This window comes from Aeromonas sp. s1(2024) (genome assembly GCF_040908005.1).
GTDB lineage: Bacteria > Pseudomonadota > Gammaproteobacteria > Enterobacterales > Aeromonadaceae > Aeromonas > Aeromonas caviae.
In genome coordinates this window covers 38243-54090 of record NZ_JBFOCW010000057.1, presented here as the reverse complement: position 1 = coordinate 54090, position 15848 = coordinate 38243, and the positions used below count along the sequence as shown (strand labels likewise).

The following is a 15848-nucleotide window of genomic DNA, read 5'->3' as shown; positions in this document are numbered from 1 at the left end:
CTTCGGTCATGGGTTTTTTTTATGGGGGCTGATCCGCCCGCCGCCCCCTGGCCGTATCAGTTCGCAATAGTTATACAGCTTCCAATTTTTTGTATAACTGCTATAACTTACTCAAGGCTTATACAAGGGGCTTCATCATGTACAAGATCAAGGTCGGTATCAGTGCCTGTCTGCTCGGCCAGGAAGTGCGCTTCGACGGGGGCCACAAACGATCCAGTTTCTGCGAACGGGATCTGGGTGCCCATTTCGACTATCACCCCATCTGCCCCGAGATGGCCATTGGCCTGGGCGCACCCCGCGCCGCCATCCGGCTGGTGAAGCGCCAGGGCGAGGTGCGGGCCGAGGCAAGCAACGGCAGCTTCGACGTCACCGACAAGCTGATTGCCTTCAGCGAGCAGAAGGCACGCCAGCTCGACTTCCTCTCCGGCTACATCCTCTGCGCCAAGTCCCCCAGCTGCGGCATGGAGCGGGTGCGTATCTATGGCGCCAACAACGAGGGCAGCGCCAAGGAGGGGGTCGGCCTCTTCGCCAAGGCGCTGATGGAGGCCAACCCCCTGCTGCCGGTGGAGGAAGATGGCCGCCTGTGCGACCCCATCCTGCGGGAGAACTTCGTGCTGCGGGTCTTCGCCTACCACGACTGGCAGCAGCTCTGCGCCCGGGGGATCACCGCCTCAGCCCTGATCCGCTTCCATTCACGCTACAAGTACCTGGTGCTCTCCCACGCCACCACCCACTACCGGGCGCTGGGGCGCCTGCTCGCCAACCTTGGCAAGGCCAACCTGCAGGAGGTGGCCGACAGCTACATCCAGGGGTTGATGGCTGCGCTGACTCTTCGCGCCAACCGCCGCAGCCACACCAATGTGCTGATGCACCTGCAGGGCTACTTCAAGCGGGTGCTGACCCCGGCCCAGAAGCAGGAGCTGTGCGACACCATCGACAAGTACCGCACCGGGGTCTTCCCATTGCTGGTGCCCCTTACCCTGATCCGCCACTACCTGCGCGAGTACCCGAACCCCTATCTCGCCGAGCAGGTGTACCTCAATCCCCATCCCGACACGCTGAAATTGCGTTACGGGCTGTGAAGGTGTGGCTGGATTTGGCCGATCAGGCCTACCTCGACCTTCATCCCGACACGCTCAAGCTGCGCTACGGGCTCTGAACCCCCTGTGCAGGCCCCGGTGGATGTTCGGGGCCTCTTTCCAACGTCTGATGGACTCTCTCATGTCTGATGAATCACAAGCCGCCGCGCCTCTCCCCGACGAGGGCGTCTACCCCATTCGCGAGGTCTCCCGCCTCACCGGCGTCAACGCCGTCACCCTGCGCGCCTGGCAGCGCCGCTACGGGCTGGTGCAACCGGCCCGAACCGAGAAGGGCCATCGCCTCTACAGCGAGCAGGATATCCGCCAGATAGGCGAGATCCTGAGCTGGCTGGAGCGTGGGGTGAGCATAGGTCAGGTGAAGGGGCTGTTGAGCGAGCCCCAGAGTGCGCCAGTGAGCGATCACTGGCAGCAGACCCTGGAGCAGTTCAGCCAGGCGCTGCTCGCCTTCAACCAGCGCAAGGCGGAGGCCGAGCTTGGCGATCTGCTGGCGAGCTACCCCTTCGAGCTGGTGCGCAGCCGGGTGCTGCAGCCCCTGGTGGAGCGGCTGCTGGGGCTGTGGCGCGAGCGCCCCGATGGCGAGCTGCTGCAACAGGTGTGGCTCGGCTGGTTGCATACCCGCTTCGCCCGCCACCTCATCGAGCAGGAGAAGGGCGTCCCCGTCACCCTGGCAAGCTGGGGGCAGGTGGGGCCGCTGGATCTGGTCTGGGCTGCGTATGAGCTCATCGGTCAGGGATATGAGGTGCAACTGCTGGGGGCGGTGGAGCCCCGCCATGCCACCCTGCTGGAGGGGCGCGCCACACCCCCCTGGCTGATCCTGCTGGGGGCCGGGCTCGGCAAGCAGGACCAGGCCGCCGAATGGCCTGCGGGTACCCGCTTCTTTGGCGAGCTGGGACGCCTCTACGATGAGCCGTGGCGGCGTGCCCGCAACTGGCACGCCACCCTGGCAGAGGTCAGTGCGACGCCCCGCACTGCCAAGGCGAAGGGCAAGGGCGGGAGAACACCGTCATGAGGCTGGTCTGGTTTCGCAACGATCTGCGTCTGGCCGACAACCCGGCCCTGCGCCACGCCTGCGCCGGAGATGAACCGGTCGCCGCACTCTTCATCGTCTCGCCGACCCAGTGGCAGGCGCACAAGCTGGCCCCGGTCCGCCAGCGCTTCATGCTGGCACAGGTGGATGCCATGGGCCGCGAGCTGGCGGCCCTCGGCATTCCGCTTCATCTGCTGCGGGTCGAGACCTTTGCCGAGGTGCCGACGGCGCTGACGGCGCTCTGCCGGGAGTTCGGGGTGAGCCAGCTCTACGCCAACCAGGCCATCGAGATTGACGAGCTGCGCCGCGACCACGCTGTCAGCGCCGCGCTGGGGGAGCAGGGCCTGACCAGCCACTGGTTCAACGGCTGCTGCGTGCTGCCGCCCGGTCGGGTGCTGACCGGGTCGGGGGAGATGTTCAAGGTCTTCACCCCCTTCAGCCGCGCCTGGCTCAAGGCTCTCGAGGAGGATGGCTTCGTCATTCACCGTGCCCCCGCACCGCGCAGCGAGCCGTTGCCGTGGCTGCCCCTGGCCGAGCGGGAGTGGGTGGACGACGGGCTGGGGGATCTGACGCCGGACACCCGCTGGCCGGTGGGGGAGGCCGAGGCGAGCCGCCGGTTGCACGCTTTTCTGGATCAGGAGGTGCTCGATTACGGCGAGACCCGGGACTTTCCGGCGCTGGCGGGCACCTCCGTGCTCTCCCCCTATCTGGCGGCGGGCATCATCAGTGCCCGCCAGTGCGTGGGGGCGCTGCAGCAGCGTCTCGGCTACCGGCCCCAGTCGAAGGCCCAACCCGGTTTCGTCTGGCTCAACGAGCTCATCTGGCGCGAGTTCTACCGCCACTTGCTGGTGCTGATCCCGAGCCTCTCCATGAACCGCCCCTTCAAGCCGGAGACGGCGGCCCTGCCGTGGAGCTGGGATCCGGATGCCTTCGCCGCCTGGTGCGAGGGGCGCACCGGCTACCCCGTGGTCGATGCGGCCATGCGTTGCCTCAACGCCACCGGCTGGATGCACAACCGGCTGCGGATGATAGTGGCGAGCTTCCTCACCAAGGATCTCCATATCCACTGGCGGCTTGGGGAGGACTACTTCATGAGTCGGCTCATCGACGGGGATCTGGCGGCCAACAATGGCGGCTGGCAGTGGGCGGCGGGGACCGGGGCCGATGCGGCGCCCTATTTCCGGGTCTTCAACCCCACCACCCAGGGGCAACGATTTGATCCACAAGGGGAGTTCATTCGTACCTGGGTCACTGAGCTGGCGGATGTGCCTGCTGCCTATCTCCACGAGCCCCACGACTGGTTGCGGCTCAAGGGGCGGCAGGATTATCCGGCCCCCATGGTGGATCATGCCGTTGCACGGGTGAGGGCCATCGAGATGTTCCGCGAACTGGAGAAAAACTAGCATGAATGACGCGCTGGCCCGCTTTGTCATCCTCTACCTGCAATTGGACAAGCATCAGTTGCACCGCTTGCCGGAGGTCTATGCCGATGAGGTGCTCTTCATCGATCCTGCGCACCGGATAGAGGGGCTGGCCGCGCTCACCCGCTACTTTTCCTCCCTTTATGAGCGCCTTGCCCAGTGCAGTTTCGAGATAACGAGTCAGCAGCAGTCGGGCAACGAAGCCTGGCTCGCCTGGGTCATGACCTTCTCCCACCCCAGGATTGCCGGTGGCCGGGCTGTCAGGGTGGAGGGGGCCACCCGGCTGACGTTCGACTCCTGGGGCAAGGTGTGCCTGCACCGGGACTACTTCGATCTCGGGGCCATGCTCTACGAGCAGTTGCCGCTGCTGGGGCCCGTGGTACGGGCCATCAAGGGGAGGCTGGGGACATGAGCGGCCGGGTGCTGATCACCGGGGCCACCTCGGGCATCGGCCGCCAGCTGGCGCTGGATTATCGGCGCGCCGGCTGGCAGGTGTGGGGTTGTGGCCGGGACGAGGTGCGCTTGCAGGCACTGGCCGACCTGGGGATCATTCCTTTGCGATTCGATGCGCGTGACAGCGCCGCCATGGCCGGGGTGGCCGCGAGCCTGCCCGTCCTCGACCTGCTCATCCTCAATGCGGGCAACTGTGAATACATGGATCCGGCAGAAGGCTTTGACGGCGCCCTGTTTGCCCGGGTTATCGAGACCAACCTCATAGCCACCGGCAACGCCCTGGCTGCCTTGCTGCCGCGGCTGGGGGCGGGTGGACGGCTTGCCATCGTCAGCTCCTCGGTGAGCTGGCTGCCCCTGCCACGGGCGGAGGCCTATGGCGCCTCCAAGGCGGCCCTCGATTATCTGGCGGATACGTTGCGCCTGGATCTGGCCAGCAAGGGCATCGGGGTGACCCTGATCCGCCCGGGCTTCGTGCAGACGCCGCTCACCGACAAGAATGATTTTCCCATGCCCTGCCTGGTGACGGTGGAAGAGGCTTCCCGCGCCATCATGACGGGGCTTGCCGCCGGTCGCCACCAGATCCACTTTCCCCGTCGCTTCATCTGGCTGCTGCGCCTGCTCGGCGCCCTGCCGACAGGGCTCTGGCTGCGCCTTGGCCGCACACTCGTTTCGAAAGGACGCCCTTCATGAAGAAAAAGATCGCCATCGTCGGCTCCGGTATCTCCGGTCTCACCGCCGGTTTTCTGCTCCACAAGCGGCACGACATCACCCTGTTCGAGGCGGCGCCGACCCTGGGAGGCCACACCGCCACCGTGGAGGTGGAACAGGCTGGGCGCCACTATGCCATCGACACCGGCTTCATCGTCTTCAATGACCGCACCTATCCCAACTTCCTCAAATTGCTGGAGCGCATCGGGGTGGGGCGCCAACCCGCCGAGATGAGCTTCTCGGTCAAGAGTCCCGAGGGGATGGAGTACAACGGTCACAACCTCGATACCCTGTTCGCCCGGCGCCGCAATCTGCTGAGCCCGCGCTTCTATCGCTTCGTCGCCGAGATCCTGCGCTTCAACCGGGAGGCGCGGGCCTGGCTGGCCGCGCATCGCCAGCGGGAGCTGACCCCCGAGCTGACCCTGGGGGACTTCCTGCAGGCGGGGAAATTCAGCGACTATTTCGCCCGCCACTACATCCTGCCCATGGGAGCGGCCATCTGGTCCTCCACCCTGGCGGACATGCGTGCCTTCCCCTTGAGCTTCTTCCTGCGGTTTTTCGCCAACCACGGGCTGCTGGAGGTGGCGAACCGGCCCCAGTGGTATGTGATCCCGGGTGGCTCGCGAGAGTACATAGGGCCGCTCACGGCGGGCTGGCAGTCGCGCATCCGCCTCGCTACCCCGGTGGAGGCGGTGCGCCGGGTGGCGGATGGCGTCGTGGTCACCAGCCAGGGGCAGGAGGCCCATTTTGACGAGGTGATCTTCGCCTGTCACAGCGATCAGGCCCTGGCCCTGCTGGCGGATGCGAGCGACGCAGAGAGGGCCATCCTCGGGAACATGCCCTATCAGGCCAACGACGTCTGGCTGCACACCGACGCCTCTTGTCTGCCGATGCGCCGCAAGGCGTGGGCGAGCTGGAACTACCAGCTCGGTGAGGATGACGGGGCGCGCCCCCTGGTGAGCTACAACATGAACATCCTGCAGGGGGTAAGCTCCTCCGCGCCCTTCTGCGTCAGCCTCAATCCCCGTGGACGGGTGGACGAGAGCAAGGTGTTGCGCCGTTTCGTCTATCATCATCCGGTATTCAATCAGGGCTCCATCGCCGCCCAGCAGCGACGGGGCGAGATCTGTGGCCATCAGCATACCCACTTCTGCGGGGCTTACTGGTACAACGGTTTTCACGAGGACGGGGTGCGCAGCGCCCTGGACGTGGCCAGACGCTTCGGGGCCGAGCTATGAGCGGCGCCGCGGCCTTGACGCAGGGGGACGAGGGAATGGGGGAGGGGATCAGCGCCATCTGGCAAGGCTCGGTGCGCCATCGCCGCTTCGCCCCCAGGGTCCACGCTTTTTCATACAGCCTCTTCATGCTGGGGCTGGATCTGGACGAACTGCCCGGGCTTGAGCAGGGGCGCTGGTTTGCTGTGGAGCGGGCCGGACTGCTCTCGTTTCGCCGCGAGGACTATCTGCGGGGCAGCGAAGGGCCCCTCAAGCAGGCGGTCTGGGACAAGGTGGCGGCCCTTGGGGGGGATGCGGAGCCCGGCGGGCGGGTGCTGCTCCTTGGCAACGTGCGCTGCCTCGGGTTTTATTTCAGCCCGGTCAATTTCTATTTCTGCGATCGGGCGGGGGAGACCCGCTACCTGCTGGCGGAGGTCTCCAATACCCCCTGGAACGAGCGCCACTACTACCTGCTGGATCTGGCGGCGCTCTCCCCCCATGACAAGGATTTTCATGTCTCCCCCTTCATGGGACTGGGGATGCGCTACCACTGGCGCATCCGGGCGCCGAAAGAGGAGGCGCTGATCCATATCGAGAGCCACCCCGTATCCGGTGAGAGCAAGCTGTTTGACGCCACCCTGGCCCTGCGCCGCGTGCCGCTGTCGCGCAAGGGGCTGGCGGCGCTGCTGGCTCGCTGGCCCTGGATGACCCTGAAGGTGCTGCTCGGGATCTACTGGCAGGCCCTGCGCCTTTTTATCAAACGCACCCCCGTCTTCACCCATCCGGAGAGCCGCCCGTGACGCTGACACACCCGTTTAACTCCGCTTCCTGGTGTTGTCAGCAGCCCATGGTGCGGGTTCATCCCAACCGAACGACCCCACTCTTGACCCATTCGGAGAGCCGCTAATGGAACTTGCTCAATCAACCCTCTCTGCCTCTTTCATCGACAAGGGGGCCAAGCAACTGCTGCTCAAATTGCTGGCGCGCCTTGAGCAGGGCCAGCTGGTGCTCCACGACGGCAGCGAGTGCCACCGTTTCGGCAAGGCGGGCAGCGACCTGCATGCCGAGCTGGTGGTGCAGGATCCGGCGTTTTATCGCCGCCTGCTGCTGGGGGGCAGCATCGCCGCAGGAGAGACCTGGGTGGAGGGTCTCTGGACCAGCCCGGAGCCGGTGGCACTGGTGCGCTTGCTGGCCCGCAATCTGCAGCTGCTCGACGCCCTGGAACGGCGCCTCGGCTGGCTCAGCTTCCCGTTCAACAAGGTGCGCCACTGGTTCAATCGCAATACCCTGACCGGTTCGCGCGCCAACATCGCCGCCCACTATGACCTTGGCAACACCCTCTATCAGGGCTTTCTCGACGATCACATGCAGTATTCGAGCGCCATCTATCCCCACCCGGATGCCACCCTGGAGGAGGGGCAGCAGGCCAAGCTGCGCACCATCTGTGAGCGGCTTGAGCTTGGGCCGGACGACCACCTGCTGGAGATAGGCACCGGCTGGGGCGGTCTCGCCGTCTATGCGGCCCGTCACTACGGCTGCCGGGTCACCACCACTACCATCTCCCGGGCCCAGCACGACTATGCCAAGGCGTGGATCGAGCGGGAGGGGCTGGGGGATCGCATCACCTTGCTGCTGGAGGATTACCGCAAGCTGGAGGGACGCTATGACAAGCTGGTCTCCATCGAGATGATCGAGGCGGTGGGGCACGCCTTCCTGCCCGACTATTTCCGCCAGTTGTCGCGCCTGCTCAAGCCCGGCGGACGCCTGCTGATCCAGGCCATCACCATCGCCGATCAGCGCCACGCCCAGTATCTGCGCGGGGTGGACTTCATCCAGCGCTACATCTTCCCGGGAGGCTGCCTGCCCTGCGTCTCCCAGATGGCGGGTCTGCTGGCGCGGGAGACCGACATGCAGCTGGTACGGCTGCACGATCACGGCCACCACTATGCCCGTACCCTGGCCCACTGGTGCGAACGCTTCCTGACGCTGGCCCCGGAGCTGCCCAAGCTCGGTTACAGCCAGGATTTCATCCGGCTCTGGCACTTCTACTTCGCCTACTGTGAAGGGGGATTCTGGGAGCGGGCCATCAGCCTGGTGCAACTGGAGGCTGCCAAGCCGGGGCCCCATGGCTGGTCCGGGGACTTGCCGGCAAGCGGTCGCTGATCATGTGGCAGTGGGCCCACCTGCTGGGGTTCAACCTCTACTGGTTGCTGGCGGTGACATGGCAGCAACCGGGCCCGCTGCTCGGGATGCTGCTGCTCCATTTCATCTTCTCCCCCCGCCGTGGGCAGGACTGGCGCCTCATCCCGGTCGCCCTGGCAGGCTGCCTGCTCGACATCCTGCTCTGGCGCCTCGGCCTGTTTCACTTTCCGTCCGGTTTTCCGCTCTGGCTGTTGCTGCTCTGGTGCGGTTTCGCCCTGACCCTCTCCCACGGCCTTCGCTGGCTTCGCCCCTTGCCGCGCTGGCAACAGGGGCTGTTCGGCATGGTGGGGGGTGCCTCCTCCTATATGGCGGGGGCCGCCATGGGGGCAGTAAACTTACCCTGGGGCATCTGGACAAGCGCAGTGCTGCTGGCGGTGATCTGGATGTGGTGGTTACCCGTACTCCTGTGGGTAACGGTCAAGCTGGAGGGTGAGACGAGATGAACACCTTTTCGACCGACACCTTGTTGTTTTCCAAGTGGACCAGGGATGGCCAGTGCGAGCTGGCCGAGCGTTTCTACCTGGTGGTGGCCTGCCAGCGCGATGCCCAGGGGCATCTGGCGAGCGTGGTGATGCAGGATATCAACACCCTGCAGGAACAGGAGATGGACTGGCATGAACTGGAGGATCCCGCCCGTTGGCACATGGGGTGGAACTAGCCTGCTGCTGGCGGCCTTGAGCCTGCCACTGTTTGCGACCGCCCAGAGCGTTGCCTCCCCCTGGCAGGGGCTGCGCACCGTGGGACAGGGGGAGATGCGCTGGCTCTGGTTCAAGCTCTATGACGCCACCCTCTACAGCGAGAGCGGTCGCTATCAGCCGGGGCGCTACCCGCAGGCCCTCAGCATTACCTACGCGAGGGCCATCGAGCGCCAGGATTTGCTGGAGGCGACCGCCGCCGAGTGGCAGCGGCTCGGCCTTGGCAGCGAGAGTGAGCGCCAACGCTGGCTGGCTCGACTGGCCACGCTCTGGCCGGATGTCGCCCCCGGCGACAAGCTGGTTTTTTATGTGGACGAGCAAGGCTCGGGCCACTTCTGGTTGCGAGATCGCCTCCTTGGCTCTCTTGATGATCCCGCCTTCGCCCCCGCGTTTCTTGCTATCTGGCTGACTGACGACAGCCGGGATCCCGCTCTGACCCGCCGCCTGCGCGGCCAATCCTGATGGAGTATTCCATGAAGTTCTCTTCCTGGTGGCGTCTTGCCTGGTTGCTGCCCCTGCTGTGGCTTTCTGGTTGCGGCGCGGGTCTTGACGATTATCGCGGCTCCCGGCCGGGCTGGGATCTCGCCCGTTTCTTCAATGGCAAGCTGGTGGCCCATGGCCTGGTGACGGACCGCAGCGGCGAAGTGACCAGTCGCTTTCGGGTCGAGATGCAGGGGCACTGGCGAGAGGGCAAGGGGGAGCTGTTCGAGCAGTTCTACTTTGATGATGGCCGTCGGCAGACCCGCACCTGGTTCTTGAGCAAGGGGGCGGATGGCCACTGGCGCGGCACGGCTTCAGACGTGGTGGGGGAGGCGGTAGGCAAGACAGCGGGCTTTGCCCTCAATTGGCGTTATCAACTCGATCTGGCTCTGCCGGATGAGAGCGTGGTGAGGGTGAGCTTTGATGACTGGATGTATCTGCTGGACGACGACCGCCTGATCAACCGCGCGAAGATCAGCAAGTTCGGTATTCATCTCGGCGAGGTGATCCTCTATATCGAACGGCTTGAGCAATGAAAGCCGGTGCATTTTTTTGCCGACGATAGCCATTGGCTATGGATCGGCAAGGCACTGACGATTGTCCTTTGAGTCTGCTTCTGGATAAGCTGACTCCGTTCCCGATAATGCTTACCACCTGGAGGTGAATCATGAAGAGCCCCATTGGTCTTGATACCGTTCAATCACAAGCCCTGGCCGCCGAGCTCAACAAGCTGCTGGCCAGCTACCAGATCCTCTACATGAACGTCCGTGGCTTCCACTGGAACATCCGCGGCAACCAGTTCTTCGAGCTGCACCTGAAATTCGAAGAGATCTACAACGACCTGCTGCTGAAAGTCGATGCCCTGGCCGAACGCATTCTGACCCTGGATGGGGTGCCCCTGCACAGCTTCAGCGACTACATCCAGGTGTCCGCCATCCCCGAGCAGAAGGGGTTGCATGACGGTCGTGCCTGCGTGGAATCCCTGCTGGCGAGCTTCCGCGAACTGCTGGTTGCCCAGCGCCGCATCCTGGGTCAGGCCGCCGATGCCGGTGATGAAGGGACTGCGTCCATCCTCTCCGACTATGTGCAGCAGCAGGAGAAACTGGTCTGGATGCTGCGCGCCTATCTGGCCTGATGAACCTGGGGCCGGCTGCCCATGCCCCGGCCCGTATCATTGCCCCTGTTGTTGCAAACCCGAGTTGTCTCTCCTTGATTTCCCACCCGCTTGCCGCCCGATTTGGGCGGCTTTTTTCTATTTGATCTGCATCAATGAAATGTTAATTGGTAAATTGAATGCCTATTAAGTTTTCCAGGAGCGGAATAGAATCGCCACAAAACAGATAACTGAAATGTCCAATTAGGAGAGACATGATGTTTTGTGTGCAATGTGAACAGACTATTCGTACCCCGGCAGGCAACGGCTGCGCCTATGCACAAGGCATGTGCGGCAAGACGGCTGAAACTTCCGATCTGCAGGATGTGCTGATCTATACCCTGCAAGGGCTCAGCGCCTGGGCCCTGGCGGCCCGCGAGCACGGCATCGTCGACAGCGAAATAGACGCTTTCGTGCCCAAGGCGTTCTTTGCCACCCTCACCAACGTCAACTTCGACTCCGCTCGCATCGTCGCCTACGTCAACCAGGCGCTGGCCTATCGCCAGCAACTGGCCGCCAAGCTGGCACCGCTGGCGGTGCAGGCCGACACGCTGCCCGCCGCGGCCAGCTTCGAACCGGGTGCCGATCTGCTGGCCCAGCTTGCCCAGGCGCCGCAGACCGCGGTCAACCGGGGCAAGAACGAGGTCAACGAAGACATCATGGGGCTGCGCCTGCTCTGCCTCTACGGCCTCAAGGGCGCCGCCGCCTACATGGAACACGCCCGGGTGCTGGATCAGCAGGATGCCGGGGTCGCCGCCGAATTCCATCGCATCATGAGCTGGCTCGGCACGGATCCCTGCGATCTGGATCTCCTGTTCAAGTGCGCCATGGATATTGGCCTGCTGAACTTCAAGATCATGGAGATGCTGGATCTCGGTGAAACCACCGCCTTCGGCCACCCCGAGCCGACCCAGGTACGCGTCACTCCGGTACCGGGCAAGTGCATCCTGGTCTCCGGCCACGACATGGTGGATCTCAAGCTCATCCTGGAGCAGACCAGGGGCACCGGCATCAAGGTCTACACCCACGGCGAGATGCTGCCGGCCCTGGCCTACCCCTTCTTCAAGCAGTACCCGCACCTGGTGGGCAACTACGGCTCCGCCTGGCAGAACCAGCAGAAGGAGTTTGCCAACTTCCCGGGCGCCGTGGTGATGACCTCCAACTGCATCATCGACCCGAACGTGGGCAACTACTCGGATCGCATCTTCACCCGCTCTATCGTCGGCTGGCCCGGTGTGACCCACCTGGAAGGGGAAGATTTCTCCGCCGTTATCGCCAAGGCGCAAGCGCTGGAAGGCTTCAAGCACGTTGAGCTCGAGCACTTCATCACCATCGGTTTTGCCCGCAACGCCCTGATGCAGGCCGCTCCTGCGGTGATCGACAAGGTCAAGGCTGGCGAAATCAGCCACTTCTTCCTGGTGGGGGGATGTGACGGTGACCGTGCCGAGCGCGCCTACTACACCGAGTTTGCCAAGGCGATCCCGCAGGACAGCCTGCTGCTGACCCTGGGCTGCGGCAAGTACAAGTTCAACAAGCTCGACTTCGGCGACATCGGCGGCATTCCCCGTCTGCTGGACGTGGGTCAGTGCAACGATGCCTACTCCGCCATCCAGCTGGCGCTGGCGCTCGCCGACGCGTTCGAGTGCGGCGTCAACGATCTGCCCCTGACCCTGGTGCTCTCCTGGTTCGAGCAAAAAGCCATCGTCATTTTGCTCACCCTGCTGGCGCTCGGTGTGAAGGACATCCGCACCGGCCCGACCGCCCCGGCCTTCCTCACCCCGGCCCTGCTCAAGGTGCTGGAGGAGCAGTTCGGCCTGAAAGGAACCACCACGGCAGACGCGGATCTCGCCGAGATCCTGGCGGCCTGAGCAAAGATACAGCCTTACACGCTCAGCATGTTGTAAGCCTTTGGCGAGCCTGATGGCTCGCCTTTTTTCAACGCTATTTCCGAGCAAGAGGAGCCTTGCGATGACCTCCACCTCTTTGAGCCTGCGCTGTATAGCCCGCCGGGCAGAGACCCACGACGTGGCGAGCTGGCAATTTGAACCCCTGGCTGGCGACCTGCCCTCCGTGCTGGCTGGCCAGTGCGTCACTCTGCACACGATGATTGACGGCCAGCCCCACTGCCGCGCCTACACCCTCTCCTCCAGCCCGCAGGATCCTTTCTGGCAGGTCACCATCAAGGATGTGGGGCTGGTCTCTCACCATCTGCACCAGAGCCTGCAAGTGGGGGACGAGATCCGGGTAGACGGCCCCTTCGGCGATTTCCACCTGACCGCTTTGCCCTGCGAGCGGCCGCTGCTGCTCAGCGCCGGTTCCGGCATCACCCCCATGTGGGCCATGCTGCGGGACGAGCTGGCCAAACGGCCGGATGCAGACATTCGCTTTATTCACAGCGCCAGAACCCCCGGGGATGTGATCTTCGCAAGGGAACTGGCTTCGCTGGCCGAGGCTCATGCCGGTGTGCGCCATGCTTTAGTGCTGGAGAAAGTAGGGGAAGAGGCGCCAACGGCTCATCCCTGGGTTGGCCGGCTCACACCGGACATGTTGAGGGAACTGGCGCCAGACCTGCTGGCGCGCCACGTCTATCTGTGCGGGCCTGCCCCCTACATGACCGCAGTCTGCACCATGCTGGCGGAGCTGGGACTGCCGGCAGCGCAGTTGCACCAGGAGTCGTTCGGCCTGCCTGCTGGAACATCGAGTGCGGCGCCAGTTGCGGCCGGCAGCGACCACTTCTGGCTGACCCTCAAAAAGAGCGACAAGAAGGTGAAGATCCTGCCGGGTCAGACCCTGCTGGCGGCACTGGAGGGGGCGGGGGAGACCATGATGGCCGCTTGCCGCGCCGGGGTGTGCGGCGCCTGTCGCTGCACCACGGAAGGCGAAATCGAGCGCCAGAGCGTGATGACCCTGAGCGCGCAGGACCTCGAGAACGGGGTGGCGCTGGCCTGTTCCTGCACCGCCAGAGGGGATGTGAGTCTGGAGTACTGACGGGCGTCATTGGTATCCCGAGCTTTTCTCGGGCGGGTCGTGCGGGTAGACTCAACCCCAGTTTCAGCAAAGTACGGGATAAAAAATGACAATTCTGGTGACGGGGGGAGCCGGTTACATCGGTTCCCACACCCTGGTCGAGCTGCTTGGTACCGGGCAGCAGGTCGTAGTACTGGACAACCTCTCCAACGCTTCCCCCGAATCGCTCAAACGGGTCGAGCGGATCACCGGCAAGCCGGTCACCTTCGTGGAAGGGGACATTCTGGACAGAGCCTGCCTGCAGCGGCTGTTTGCCGAGCACAGGATAGTATCCGTGATCCACTTCGCCGGCCTCAAGGCGGTGGGGGAATCCGGCCAGATCCCGCTCACCTACTATCAGAACAACGTGACCGGCACCCTGGTGCTGTGCGAAGAGATGGCCAGGGCCGGCGTGTTCCGGCTGGTGTTCAGCTCCTCGGCCACCGTTTATGGGGATCCGGCCTCGGTACCCCTGCGGGAAGATTTCCCCACCAGCGCCACCAACCCCTATGGCCGCTCCAAGCTGATGGTCGAAGAGATCCTGCGTGACCTCTCCAAATCCGATCCCCGCTGGGCCATCGTGCTGCTGCGCTACTTCAACCCGGTGGGTGCTCACGAGAGCGGCCTCATCGGTGAAGATCCCAACGGCATCCCCAACAACCTGCTGCCTTACATCAGTCAGGTCGGCGTGGGCAAGCTCAAGGAGCTGGGGGTCTTTGGCAACGACTATCCGACCCCGGACGGCACCGGGGTGCGCGACTATATCCACGTGGTGGATCTCGCCATCGGTCACCTCAAAGCGTTGGCCCGCATCAAGAGTGATACCGGCGTCTTCACCTATAACCTCGGCACCGGTCAGGGCTATTCCGTGCTGGAGATGGTCAAGGCGTTCGAGGCAGCCAGTGGCCGTGCCATTCCCTACCAGATCAAGCCCCGTCGCCCCGGTGACATCGCCGAGTGCTGGGCTGAACCGGCCCTGGCCCGTGACGAGCTGGGCTGGCAGGCTGAGCGGGGTCTGGAGCAGATGATGATCGATACCTGGCGCTGGCAAAGCCAGAACCCGAACGGTTATGGCCCTGCTGCGAAGCCGTGATCACGGGTCATGCGTTGCTCGGGAGCCTCATTTATTCATATCAACTCGGGTCCCAGCGCTGCTCTTCGCCTTGCTGACAGCTTCTCGCGACGGCCCATCAGGCCTGATGGTTTGTAGCATGAATAGCAAAACGCCCCGGCATGCCGGGGCGTTTTTTCATGAACAACGCGCGGGTTACTGAATGCTCTTGCCGGCGCGGACATCCTTGATGATGGCCTTGAGGCTGGCCAGATCCCGCGGTGCGCCGCGCAGGATCTGATCGCCGATGATGAAGGCCGGGGTGCCGGAAATGGCCATGGCTTCGGCCAGCGCCCGGTTGGTACCCAGATTCTGATCGATGCTGCCGTCCTTGATCTTCGCCTCTACCTTGCTCCAGTCCACGCCGGCGGCCCTGGCGACGTCTTTCACCTGGGCTTCATCGGAGAGGGGCCCCTGATGGGCGTACAGCTTGTCGTGGAAGGCCTGGTATTTGTCGGGCTGGCCGAGCTTCACCGCCAGCGCCGCGCGGGCGGCGTAGTAGGAGGTTTCGCTCAGGATGGGGAACTGCTTGTAGATGTAGCGGATCTCCTTGTCCTCAGAGAGCAGTTGCTGAATGAGGGGATGAGCGCGCTTGCAGTAGCCGCAGTTGTAGTCGAAGAACTCCACCACCGTCAGGCTGCCCTTGGGATTGCCGCTCTCGGGATCCTGGTTGGCGAAGAGCTGCTTGGCATGGGCTTCTATCAGCGTCTTGTCGTTCTCGGCCTGCTGGCTCTCCTGCTTGGCACGCAGGGCGTTGGACATCTCGACCAGGATCTCCGGATTCTTGACCAGATAGTCGCGCACGATCTGCTCGACATCGCTCTTGGTCAGCTCGCTCGCCTGCACGGGCGCCGCAAGCAGGGTCGCGCCGGTCAGGGCGGCGAACAGGGCATGTTTGATTCTCATAAGTCCATCTTGCTGGGGATGTGGTAGTGGCCCCTATAGTGGGTGAGTCTGTTTTCAAGTCAAGCCATCCGCTTGAAAAAGCACGGTTTGCAGAGGTTTTGCCGGTTTTGTGCGCCAGATAGCCCAATAAATGGGCAAACAAACGGAGTGGGGATTTACAAGGGCTGGGGGCATGGGTAATATGCGTCGCACTGCTGCGGAGGGGTGGCAGAGCGGCTGAATGCACCGGTCTTGAAAACCGGCGATGGGCGACCATCCGTGGGTTCAAATCCCACCTCCTCCGCCATCCATATAGCCCAACTGATTTATTCAGTTGGGCTTTTTTGTGTCTTCGGTTTTGGGTATGCCGCCGTGTGCCCGGATTTAGTTGAC

At 63.7% G+C, this 15848-nt stretch carries 17 protein-coding genes and 1 tRNA gene; 17 read left to right on the top strand and 1 reads right to left on the bottom strand.

Features of this window, described 5'->3' with window-relative positions; genetic code table 11:
* Window positions 1-137: 137 nt before the first annotated feature.
* The 16 genes from AB5Y70_RS13420 (at window position 138) to galE (ending at window position 14552) form a co-directional block, all read left to right on the top strand.
* On the top strand, window positions 138-1082 hold the full coding sequence (locus tag AB5Y70_RS13420) for a DUF523 and DUF1722 domain-containing protein (RefSeq protein WP_279988890.1): 945 nt from the start codon (window positions 138-140) through the stop codon (window positions 1080-1082).
* A 139-nt stretch (window positions 1083-1221) separates the two neighbouring features.
* Window positions 1222-2109, top strand: a complete 888-nt coding sequence (locus tag AB5Y70_RS13415; protein ID WP_042864296.1) for a MerR family transcriptional regulator — start codon at window positions 1222-1224, stop codon at window positions 2107-2109.
* Window positions 2106-3530, top strand: a complete 1425-nt coding sequence (gene phrB / locus AB5Y70_RS13410; RefSeq protein WP_279988892.1) for a deoxyribodipyrimidine photo-lyase — start codon at window positions 2106-2108, stop codon at window positions 3528-3530. Before AB5Y70_RS13415 ends, phrB begins: the two co-directional genes overlap by 4 nt.
* A 1-nt stretch (window position 3531) precedes the next feature.
* Window positions 3532-3960, top strand: coding sequence for a nuclear transport factor 2 family protein (locus tag AB5Y70_RS13405; protein ID WP_010673320.1), 429 nt, complete (start codon window positions 3532-3534; stop codon window positions 3958-3960).
* A complete protein-coding gene (locus AB5Y70_RS13400; protein WP_279988894.1) occupies window positions 3957-4691 on the top strand; it encodes an SDR family NAD(P)-dependent oxidoreductase in 735 nt (244 codons plus the stop codon). The genes AB5Y70_RS13405 and AB5Y70_RS13400 overlap by 4 nt, the downstream gene beginning before the upstream one ends.
* Window positions 4688-5947: an NAD(P)/FAD-dependent oxidoreductase gene (locus AB5Y70_RS13395; protein WP_279988895.1), complete on the top strand. Its 1260-nt coding sequence runs from the start codon at window positions 4688-4690 to the stop codon at window positions 5945-5947. The genes AB5Y70_RS13400 and AB5Y70_RS13395 overlap by 4 nt, the downstream gene beginning before the upstream one ends.
* On the top strand, window positions 5944-6723 hold the full coding sequence (locus AB5Y70_RS13390) for a DUF1365 domain-containing protein (RefSeq protein ID WP_279988897.1): 780 nt from the start codon (window positions 5944-5946) through the stop codon (window positions 6721-6723). Before AB5Y70_RS13395 ends, AB5Y70_RS13390 begins: the two co-directional genes overlap by 4 nt.
* Window positions 6724-6829: 106 nt before the next feature.
* Entirely contained in the window at window positions 6830-8086 is a 1257-nt protein-coding gene (locus tag AB5Y70_RS13385) for a cyclopropane-fatty-acyl-phospholipid synthase (protein WP_279988898.1), read from the top strand.
* Window positions 8087-8088: 2 nt separating this feature from the next.
* Window positions 8089-8568, top strand: coding sequence for a DUF2878 domain-containing protein (locus AB5Y70_RS13380; protein ID WP_045523634.1), 480 nt, complete (start codon window positions 8089-8091; stop codon window positions 8566-8568).
* Complete coding sequence (locus AB5Y70_RS13375; RefSeq protein WP_010673326.1) at window positions 8565-8783, top strand: TIGR02450 family Trp-rich protein; 219 nt, start codon at window positions 8565-8567, stop codon at window positions 8781-8783. The genes AB5Y70_RS13380 and AB5Y70_RS13375 overlap by 4 nt, the downstream gene beginning before the upstream one ends.
* Complete coding sequence (locus AB5Y70_RS13370) at window positions 8740-9282, top strand: chalcone isomerase family protein (protein WP_279988899.1); 543 nt, start codon at window positions 8740-8742, stop codon at window positions 9280-9282. Before AB5Y70_RS13375 ends, AB5Y70_RS13370 begins: the two co-directional genes overlap by 44 nt.
* Before the next feature lie 11 nt (window positions 9283-9293).
* Complete coding sequence (locus tag AB5Y70_RS13365; RefSeq protein ID WP_103244407.1) at window positions 9294-9836, top strand: DUF3833 domain-containing protein; 543 nt, start codon at window positions 9294-9296, stop codon at window positions 9834-9836.
* Between the two features lie 131 nt (window positions 9837-9967).
* Entirely contained in the window at window positions 9968-10435 is a 468-nt protein-coding gene (locus AB5Y70_RS13360) for a Dps family protein (protein ID WP_010673329.1), read from the top strand.
* 236 nt (window positions 10436-10671) lie between these two features.
* Window positions 10672-12321, top strand: coding sequence for a hydroxylamine reductase (hcp, locus tag AB5Y70_RS13355; RefSeq protein WP_109112613.1), 1650 nt, complete (start codon window positions 10672-10674; stop codon window positions 12319-12321).
* A gap of 100 nt (window positions 12322-12421) precedes the next feature.
* On the top strand, window positions 12422-13441 hold the full coding sequence (locus AB5Y70_RS13350) for a hybrid-cluster NAD(P)-dependent oxidoreductase (RefSeq protein WP_182957401.1): 1020 nt from the start codon (window positions 12422-12424) through the stop codon (window positions 13439-13441).
* Window positions 13442-13526: 85 nt separating this feature from the next.
* Complete coding sequence (gene galE, locus AB5Y70_RS13345; RefSeq protein WP_052816338.1) at window positions 13527-14552, top strand: UDP-glucose 4-epimerase GalE; 1026 nt, start codon at window positions 13527-13529, stop codon at window positions 14550-14552.
* 174 nt (window positions 14553-14726) lie between these two features.
* Here the strand turns inward: galE and AB5Y70_RS13340 are convergent, their stop codons facing one another.
* Window positions 14727-15476 carry a DsbA family protein gene (locus tag AB5Y70_RS13340; RefSeq protein ID WP_039041345.1) on the bottom strand — a complete coding sequence of 250 codons (750 nt, stop codon included), beginning with the start codon at window positions 15474-15476 and terminating at the stop codon, window positions 14727-14729.
* Between the two features lie 198 nt (window positions 15477-15674).
* On the opposite strand from AB5Y70_RS13340, the gene AB5Y70_RS13335 reads away from it, so the two are divergent.
* Window positions 15675-15762, top strand: a tRNA-Ser gene (locus tag AB5Y70_RS13335).
* Window positions 15763-15848: the final 86 nt, after the last annotated feature.

What these genes read in the sequence shown, in the direction of transcription:
- AB5Y70_RS13385 (WP_279988898.1), top strand. Translation starts at nt 6,830, where the DNA reads ATGGAACTTGCTCAATCAACCCTCTCTGCCTCTTTCATCGACAAGGGG.
- AB5Y70_RS13380 (WP_045523634.1), top strand. Translation starts at nt 8,089, where the DNA reads ATGTGGCAGTGGGCCCACCTGCTGGGGTTCAACCTCTACTGGTTGCTG.
- hcp (WP_109112613.1), top strand. Translation starts at nt 10,672, where the DNA reads ATGTTTTGTGTGCAATGTGAACAGACTATTCGTACCCCGGCAGGCAAC.
- AB5Y70_RS13420 (WP_279988890.1), top strand. Translation starts at nt 138, where the DNA reads ATGTACAAGATCAAGGTCGGTATCAGTGCCTGTCTGCTCGGCCAGGAA.
- AB5Y70_RS13350 (WP_182957401.1), top strand. Translation starts at nt 12,422, where the DNA reads ATGACCTCCACCTCTTTGAGCCTGCGCTGTATAGCCCGCCGGGCAGAG.
- AB5Y70_RS13375 (WP_010673326.1), top strand. Translation starts at nt 8,565, where the DNA reads ATGAACACCTTTTCGACCGACACCTTGTTGTTTTCCAAGTGGACCAGG.
- AB5Y70_RS13400 (WP_279988894.1), top strand. Translation starts at nt 3,957, where the DNA reads ATGAGCGGCCGGGTGCTGATCACCGGGGCCACCTCGGGCATCGGCCGC.
- galE (WP_052816338.1), top strand. Translation starts at nt 13,527, where the DNA reads ATGACAATTCTGGTGACGGGGGGAGCCGGTTACATCGGTTCCCACACC.
- AB5Y70_RS13390 (WP_279988897.1), top strand. Translation starts at nt 5,944, where the DNA reads ATGAGCGGCGCCGCGGCCTTGACGCAGGGGGACGAGGGAATGGGGGAG.
- AB5Y70_RS13395 (WP_279988895.1), top strand. Translation starts at nt 4,688, where the DNA reads ATGAAGAAAAAGATCGCCATCGTCGGCTCCGGTATCTCCGGTCTCACC.
- AB5Y70_RS13405 (WP_010673320.1), top strand. Translation starts at nt 3,532, where the DNA reads ATGAATGACGCGCTGGCCCGCTTTGTCATCCTCTACCTGCAATTGGAC.
- AB5Y70_RS13360 (WP_010673329.1), top strand. Translation starts at nt 9,968, where the DNA reads ATGAAGAGCCCCATTGGTCTTGATACCGTTCAATCACAAGCCCTGGCC.
- AB5Y70_RS13415 (WP_042864296.1), top strand. Translation starts at nt 1,222, where the DNA reads ATGTCTGATGAATCACAAGCCGCCGCGCCTCTCCCCGACGAGGGCGTC.
- AB5Y70_RS13370 (WP_279988899.1), top strand. Translation starts at nt 8,740, where the DNA reads ATGAACTGGAGGATCCCGCCCGTTGGCACATGGGGTGGAACTAGCCTG.
- phrB (WP_279988892.1), top strand. Translation starts at nt 2,106, where the DNA reads ATGAGGCTGGTCTGGTTTCGCAACGATCTGCGTCTGGCCGACAACCCG.
- AB5Y70_RS13340 (WP_039041345.1), bottom strand. Translation starts at nt 15,476, where the DNA reads ATGAGAATCAAACATGCCCTGTTCGCCGCCCTGACCGGCGCGACCCTG.
- AB5Y70_RS13365 (WP_103244407.1), top strand. Translation starts at nt 9,294, where the DNA reads ATGAAGTTCTCTTCCTGGTGGCGTCTTGCCTGGTTGCTGCCCCTGCTG.